The sequence below is a fragment of the Sulfitobacter sp. 15WGC genome (assembly GCF_005068605.1).
GTDB classification, from domain to species: Bacteria; Pseudomonadota; Alphaproteobacteria; order Rhodobacterales; family Rhodobacteraceae; genus Sulfitobacter; species Sulfitobacter faviae.
The window spans coordinates 1-7134 of the sequence record NZ_SZNL01000038.1 but is presented as its reverse complement, the minus strand read 5'-3'; the positions used below and the strand labels follow the sequence as shown (position 1 = coordinate 7134).

The window sequence follows — 7134 nt, the reverse complement described above, 5'->3', positions numbered from 1 at the left end:
TCGCCTATCTCAAGACAACCCTGACAGCGATCGCCAATGGTCATCCGCAAAGTCGCCTCGACGATCTGCTCCCGTGGAACTTCAAACCGTCAAGCTAAGTGGATGGTGCTGTCCAGCTACCGCTTACTTAGAAAACGCCTTCTAAAGGCTATAGCTTTCTCCGGAGTATTCATGTTTTCGAATACCGTGTTAAGTTCGGCCGTATTCGCCGAGGGCGCGTGCGAAACCTGTTTCTCAGCTCAGTATTGGAAAACACCTGATCGGGGCGTCGACTATCCTGAAATGCAAGATGATGCTTTTCGCCGAAGTCGTGCTTCGTTCGGCGTCGCATTCCAAGGCGGCGGCAACCGTGCGGCGCCTGCGGCACTCGGGCAGTTGCGCGCGTTGCATAATCTGGGTTGGATAGAGAAAATTCGCTATATCTCCGCGATCTCTGGCGGCAGCTGGACTGCGATACCCTATACTTACCTCAAGGAACATTGCGCACCATCCAGTAACGTATATTGCGCCGAGGACCTTTTTCTCGGAAAGTATTACTCTCCCGCGGCTTTGGGGAAAGTGCTGCCGCAAATCATCACTTTAGCCAAAAACAAAGGGACTGATGTGAATAGCATCCCGGGCTTCGCGCCGGGAAGCATGTTGGGCGCGATCGGACGCGCAAACGTTACCCGGAAAATGTTCAAGGCGTGGAAGACAGGTCGGTTTGACGAATCCTATTCCGAGACTTTGGGCAAAATCTATCTCGAACCCTTTGGATTGGGGCGCACCAAGCCGTCGGACCCTGACAGTCTATTCACGTGGCGCCGCATTGATGAGGATCGCATCCGATCAAGTCGAAAAAATCGCCCCCCGACCGAGGTGCACTATGTCGAGCGCGACAGGCCCTATTTGATAGTTGGCGGCACGCTGTCAACCCAAAGGATTGCCATCAATCCCCAGAATAAGTTCCGGATGGAAATGACACCGCTATATACCGGTATGCCGGTGCGGCGTTTCCCCTATGACGATGGTGTAGGCGTTGGCGGAGGCTTTGTTGAATCGCATGGGTACGATCACGTGACCCATCGTGTTGAAACCGTCGGCGAAGAGACCGTGCTTTTATTAAAACTTCCGCAGTATGGTGCCCGTATAGATCGGTCACGATTAAATTTCTCTCTTTCTAATATGGCCGCCATTTCCGGCGCTGCCCCTGTCGAGACCTTCGTAAATTTGCCAGTGGTTCAGGGATTACTTTCAAACTTCGGCTTTCCGGAACATTATACGCCGATAGATCAAGCTGTCGGGGACGAAATCAAACTTTTCGCCGAGAAGGGGAATATTTATCAGAAGGAATGGGCGCACGGTGACGGGGGCCATGAGGACAACCTCGGCCTCGCCCCCCTGCTCGCACGACAGGTGGAAAACATCATCGTTTTTGCAAACGCATATGCGCCGCTGGATGCAAGGCAGGTACAAAATTGTCGAAAAGCTTTCATAGCATTGGATAAAGCACCGAAGGGCGCGCAATTGAAGCGAAGTGTCCGGAAAACCTGTGAAAGAGACATGATCGGCGCTGATCTAGCATCATTCTTCGTCCAAACGGAGGACCAGATCCACAACGTGGGCCTTACAATGCTCAAAAACGAGGGTAGTGGGCTGACAGGCCTGCGGCGCAAATATGAGGATTTACTTACACTCGCCGAAGACTTGGTACGCCAGAGGAATGTTAGCTGCGAAGAATACCATTACGACCCCGCGGCTAGCGTATCTCACGGTATTGCTTATACACCCACGATTTGTGTGGTCTTTCTCGGACTTGAGACAGCATGGGCGCAACCGCTTTTGAACAACGCGCCACCGAGTCATCGGCCTGAAATTATGAAAGCCTTAGAGATTGCGCCTGATGGCAACTCCCTGATCAATCGACGTTGGATGAAAGGTTTTCGATCTAGTGGCTTCCCCCACCTTGGGACGTTTTTTGATCAAGATTTGCATATTATCGATACCGCACCCCCCCGCCTTTTTGCGCTGAGCAATCTAACGGCCTGGAAGTTGCAAGACGCCGATACCCTCAAACAGATCAAAGACGCGTTTTTCAAAAACGGATTAATACTAGAATAACGGCTCAATGGGACGCACGCTCAATTTAAGGCCGCTAGCTTGAGCGACTTCCTTTCGTGGAGCCAGCCCGTGCAACATCTCCGCCACGACCTGTGCCATAGTAAGTGCGCTTTCGCGCCAGCAATATTTCTCCGCTTGTTTTTGCCCTAATCCGACGCGTTTTCTACGCATTTCTCTATCAAGGTACAAATACCCTCTCAGCGCGCGCGCAATCTCCCCTTCATCATGAGGGTCGAACCAAAGCGGTGCATCGCCCAGGATCTCCGGCATCGCCCCGCGCCGCGCGCAAATCACCGGCACACCTAACCGCATCGCCTCAAGCGGGGGAATGCCAAAGCCCTCGTGTAACGCCGCGAAGACAAATGCCGATGCCCCCTCATAGAGACCGCGCAGATCGCAGTCCGGCACCCGGCCGAGGGCGATGACCCGGTCTCCCGCGGCCGCCTGCGACGCGATACCGGGTACATTACCACCGACAACAACCAAGGGCGGGACCTCATCACCGCATGCCGCATGCGCGTTGATCAACGCGCGCAGGTTCTTGTTAGGACTGCGGTTGCCAACGCTTAACAAATAGTTCCCCGCCGTCAGCCCATAGCGTGCAGGGACATCAGGCACGGAGGGCAGCCGCAGCATATGATCCGCGCTATTGTGCAAGATACGGAAGCGAGCTTCGGCCACACTCAAACGGTCTGCCAGCGCCTTAGCCGAATAACGGCTTACCGTTAGCAAGGCCGCGGCGCGGCGGGCGAGGCGGGGCCGCAGCGCGCAATGCCAAAGCCGGTAGCGCGCGCTGTAGGCTTCGGGAATGTCCCATAAGTTGGCATCATGCAGACAGATGATTTGCGCACGATGCCTAAGCGGCCCACTGTTGCCCAGACTGATCAGAACGCCATCACGACTTGCCCGCCACAGTGGTCCCTGCTCCCACAGGTGGCCGGCCCCACCGGGCAGATGGCGCAGCCTGAGCCTCTGCCAGCCCGGTGTTTCGACCCTGCGTGGCGCGAGCACTTCTATAGGGCCGAGCCTGTCCCTCAAATCAGCAGATCGGCAAAGTTCCCTATCGAGTGCTCCCAGCACCTCATGCGCGAAACGTTGAACGCCCGAGATCGGCTGCGCCAGAAAGCGGCCATTGACGTAGACCGTCATGCCAGACCCAATTCGTGATCCGCCGCCACGGCACCGCCGCAACGCGCGGGAAGACCATAGAGAGCAGTCGTGCGCCGCCCGAGAGTGTCAAGTGCCCAAGCGCTGACGTCCGTGGCCAGCGCCTCCTTTCGCATTCGGTTGAGGCGCCGCGCGTCGTACAACAATTCGTTCATCACCCGCACCACTTCGCCCATGTCGCTGCCTTCGGCGACCATTCCATTCCGCCCATGGTCGATAATCTCCCCAATGCCCGGCAGGTCCTGCACAACCATCGGGCAACCCGCCGCCATAGACTGGACGGCCACCCGCGGTAGACCTTCCCGGGCCGAGGTCAGCACTGAAAGATCGGCAAGAGCGAACAAGGCTTCCGGATCCTGCCGATGCCCGCAAAAGACGACCTTATCACGCAGGCCCAGCCCCTCTACCGCCGCGCGGATTGATGCTTCCTCCGGCCCTGCACCGGCCAGCAGCAGTTTTAGGTTCGGCAACCTATCCGCCAAGCGGGCGAAAGCGCGCAGAAAAGGGAGGTGCCGTTTGCGCGGCTCGAAAGCGGCCATCATCAGCACCACACGGGGCCGTGCATCGCCGTGCGCAACCCCCAGAAGCGCGCGCCAATCGGCGGGCAGCGCCGGGTTGCGGAAGCGTTCGATGTCCATTCCTGAGCGCACACAATGCACCCGCCCGCGCCGCGCGATCCCCGCCGCGACATAGGCTCGACCAACCGTTTCGGAGACCCCGATGAACACATCTGTCTGCCGCGCCGCCAAGCGCTCCGCAGCAAGGTAAAGCGCGCGTTTTGCCGGGGACACACCCTCGAAAGGTACGATGTGAACCCCATGCGCCACCACTGCATCCGGGACCGCCCGGGCCGCGAGGCGACCGAGGATACCGGCCTTGCTTTGATGGGTATGGATCACGTCGGGCGCCAGCTGGCGGTAAATTTGCCGCAACCGGATCAACGCGCGTAGATCCTGCGCCGGATGGACGGGATGCACCATTTCGGGCAGAGGGATCCGGGTCAGGCCAGGTGGCAAGCGATCCTCCCAATAGGGATCGGGCGCGGCGCCGTGGATCAGCGACACCCGGTGTCCCTGGGCGATCTGCCAGCGGCAGGTTTCAAGCGTATTCTCCTCAGAACCGGCCCTGAGAAGGCGGGTAAGCAGGTGAACAATATGCATCGGCGTCCCTCGAAAATCGGGCTCCCACCCTCTTCGAACGCGGCCACTTTCAAGCGACAGATCTTACCAAATGCTTAACCGGAGCGATTTTTTTCAAGAACCGCACAAAAACGGTGTGATACATCCTCCGTTATTTTCGAGTTGCCGCAGCGCGCGGCGACGCCAGCTTTCGTTAAGCGCTCATTAACCAAACGCTGCAATCTTCGGGGAGTTGTGACCCGAATCGACGGAGCCCCCATGCCCCGGATCATCTATATCCACGTCCCCAAATGCGGCGGCTCCAGCTTTGGCACAGCGCTTCGGCTGCGGTACTGCCTGTCGCAGGCGGTGATCGACCTTGATCCCGGCGATCCAACGGCACCCGCCGGGCCAAGAATGCGGGCCGATTACGAACGCCGCCGGGCTCAGTTGCACCGGCTGGTCGCGCGCGGCACCCGTATGATCTCTGGCCATGTACAATACGATCACATGCTCCACGATGGAGCCGCGAAAGACTATGTTTTCATTACCCTGCTGCGCGATCCTGTGGCGCGCTTCGTATCGCATTACAATTATCTACAGCGGCGCCATCCCAGCCCGACACGCGCAATCTGTCTGGCGGATTTCCTCGATACGGCCGACGCCATGCGACTGGCCTCGCAATACCTCTTCTATTTCGCCGGACAAAACTTGCAGCCGGGGCAGGATCCCGCCCCCCTTATCGCCCGCGCCATCGCGGCCCTCAAGCGTTTCGATATCGTAGGCGACCTAAGTCAGCCGCATGTTTTTACAAAACGATTACAACACTATACCGGCAGCCCCTTCCCCCTTTGGCAACGTAATGCGGCTCCGGTCCCCACGGAAATCCCCACAGGCCTCCGCCCCCGGATCGAGGCGCTTTGCGCTGCCGATATCGCGGTGTATCGCGCGGCCCGAACTACACGGATCGCCGCATGAGATGGGCGCTCTCCCCCCTCTCGCTGCTCCTGATTTGCTGGGGTCTCTCCAGCACTGGGGTCGCCCTGACGCTCGCCCACCTTGACCGCCTCGATCTCGTGCAAACCTTCATGCGCCGCGAAGAACTCAGCCTATCGGCTTTTACCTCCACCGGAGCCGCTTGGTTGCTGCTGGCCCTTTTCGCATATGCCGTGGGGGATATGGCCGCGCGTATTTCACGTAGACGCGTGCCGGTCGACAAAGCACAGATCAACCTGACTTACGCGGCCTATCTGACCTTTGCCTTGAACCTAATTCTGCTCGGGGTGACTGCACTTTGGATCGCGGCAGCGGCGGCCAAAGCGGGCGGGCTGATCCACCTTGCCGCCGCGGCCTATATCGACAGCCTGACCACCCGCGACCTGTTGTTGGAGAACAAACTTTTCACCGGGATGCGTCTTTTCTACGCGGCCCTGCCTGGCACCGCCTGCCTGGCCACCGCGCTTTTATGTCTTGGCCCCCTGCCCCGTCACATCCGCGGCCTGCTTCTTTCTATCCTAATCGGCAACACGCTGGCGCTTTTCATCCTGCCCATTGTCATGAGCCAACGGTTGCTGCTCCTGCAACTGCTCTTGTCGTGCTATCTCATCGCCTGCCTGATGCGGGGGCGGCTGGTCGGATGGGGATGGAGCCTGTTTGCAGTCGCGCTTTTCCTCGCACTCTGGCTGGCGCGGGAAGCAATCACCAATCCGATGTTTGACCGCTCAACCCTCGACATCGGGACACAAAAATTGGCCTTTTACCTTGTCAATGACATGTGGAACGGCTTCGCCCCGCTCGCTGTCGAGATCCCGCATACATGGGGCGGTTTAAGCCTTCAGGGCATGATGTTCCTCACCGCGACCAACGGTTACTTCACCCATATCCTCGCGCCCCGCTTGGAAGCATTGCAAGATGTATTGGGCGGCGGAGAATTTCCGCTTCTCACCACCGCCTATGTCGATTTCGGGCCCGTTTTTGGCGCGCTCTTTCTTGCGCTCGTGGGTTTTGGGATTCGGTGGATTTTCAGCAAAGCGCAGCATTCAATCGCCTTCGCCGTCGCCTATGCGCAGATCGGCGCGTCGCTGCTCTTCTCCAGCCACTCCGCTTATCTCATGCATCATAACCTGTTGTTTTCAATCGTTCTGACATTGAGCCTTTTAAAACTGTGCAACCAACAACCCCGCCTTAAGCCAACGCCAAACCTGCCGTTGTTTCGGTCCCGCCGCAAAGCGCCATCCAACAGTTTGATAGGCCGCATAGGGCTATTGTCGGCCCCCGGCCCCTTAGCCGCAGCAAAGCATCCCCGCCATGAACGCGCCTAGGCTCCCCGGGCTCCAAGCCCTTCGCGGGCTCGCCGCCTTGATGGTCCTTCTGGGCCATATCTTGGCCGAGGCGGAACATTATTTTGCCCTTCCCCTGCCGGGAGATGCCATTCCTTGGACCCGTGGCGTCGACATCTTCTTCGTCATTTCCGGTTTCGTCATCACCCTCTCCGCGCAGCGCTATATCGGCCAGCCGCTCGCCTTTTTCTGGCGGCGCTTCCTGCGCGTCGCCCCGCTATACTATTTCTTCACAACCCTCATGGTTATAACGCTGCTGCTAGTACCTGGGGCCATCAAAGACATGTTGATTGTCACTGAGAACTGACCCGGTAGCCCCATAAATTGTCACTGAGAATTGACCCATGTGAACACACTTCCCCGACGGTTTTGGTTGGGGGGATTTGGAGTGATCGACATGGGATTTTTGA

7 protein-coding genes are annotated in these 7134 nt (G+C 58.1%); 5 read left to right on the top strand and 2 right to left on the bottom strand.

What is annotated here, in order from left to right; translation table 11 throughout:
- Window positions 1-98 (top strand): transposase domain-containing protein (locus FCK22_RS19625; RefSeq protein ID WP_136720389.1); only part of this gene is annotated, 98 nt, incomplete at its 5' end.
- Window positions 99-171: 73 nt separating this feature from the next.
- Window positions 172-2100, top strand: a complete 1929-nt coding sequence (locus FCK22_RS17555) for a hypothetical protein (RefSeq protein ID WP_136720721.1) — start codon at window positions 172-174, stop codon at window positions 2098-2100.
- Here the strand turns inward: FCK22_RS17555 and FCK22_RS17550 are convergent.
- Both FCK22_RS17550 and FCK22_RS17545 read right to left on the bottom strand, forming a co-directional pair.
- Window positions 2092-3249 carry a glycosyltransferase family 1 protein gene (locus FCK22_RS17550; protein ID WP_067264206.1) on the bottom strand — a complete coding sequence of 386 codons (1158 nt, stop codon included), beginning with the start codon at window positions 3247-3249 and terminating at the stop codon, window positions 2092-2094. The genes FCK22_RS17555 and FCK22_RS17550 overlap by 9 nt on opposite strands.
- Window positions 3246-4427 (bottom strand): glycosyltransferase, encoded by a 1182-nt coding sequence (locus tag FCK22_RS17545; protein WP_067264207.1) that lies wholly within the window; start codon window positions 4425-4427, stop codon window positions 3246-3248. Before FCK22_RS17545 ends, FCK22_RS17550 begins: the two co-directional genes overlap by 4 nt.
- A gap of 237 nt (window positions 4428-4664) precedes the next feature.
- Here FCK22_RS17545 and FCK22_RS17540 point away from each other — a divergent pair, with 237 nt between their 5' ends.
- The 3 genes from FCK22_RS17540 to FCK22_RS17530 all read left to right on the top strand — a co-directional run bounded on the left by FCK22_RS17540 (window position 4665) and on the right by FCK22_RS17530 (window position 7031).
- Complete coding sequence (locus tag FCK22_RS17540; RefSeq protein WP_067264209.1) at window positions 4665-5363, top strand: sulfotransferase family 2 domain-containing protein; 699 nt, start codon at window positions 4665-4667, stop codon at window positions 5361-5363.
- Window positions 5364-5473: 110 nt separating this feature from the next.
- Window positions 5474-6706, top strand: coding sequence for a hypothetical protein (locus FCK22_RS17535; RefSeq protein ID WP_136720720.1), 1233 nt, complete (start codon window positions 5474-5476; stop codon window positions 6704-6706).
- Entirely contained in the window at window positions 6693-7031 is a 339-nt protein-coding gene (locus FCK22_RS17530; protein WP_136720719.1) for an acyltransferase family protein, read from the top strand. Before FCK22_RS17535 ends, FCK22_RS17530 begins: the two co-directional genes overlap by 14 nt.
- Window positions 7032-7134 lie beyond the last annotated feature (103 nt).

Excerpts from the sequence above, each read along its gene's own strand:
- FCK22_RS17555 (WP_136720721.1), top strand. The coding sequence starts at position 172 with ATGTTTTCGAATACCGTGTTAAGTTCGGCCGTATTCGCCGAGGGCGCG.
- FCK22_RS17550 (WP_067264206.1), bottom strand. The coding sequence starts at position 3,249 with ATGACGGTCTACGTCAATGGCCGCTTTCTGGCGCAGCCGATCTCGGGC.
- FCK22_RS17545 (WP_067264207.1), bottom strand. The coding sequence starts at position 4,427 with ATGCATATTGTTCACCTGCTTACCCGCCTTCTCAGGGCCGGTTCTGAG.
- FCK22_RS17540 (WP_067264209.1), top strand. The coding sequence starts at position 4,665 with ATGCCCCGGATCATCTATATCCACGTCCCCAAATGCGGCGGCTCCAGC.
- FCK22_RS17535 (WP_136720720.1), top strand. The coding sequence starts at position 5,474 with ATGCGCCGCGAAGAACTCAGCCTATCGGCTTTTACCTCCACCGGAGCC.
- FCK22_RS17530 (WP_136720719.1), top strand. The coding sequence starts at position 6,693 with ATGAACGCGCCTAGGCTCCCCGGGCTCCAAGCCCTTCGCGGGCTCGCC.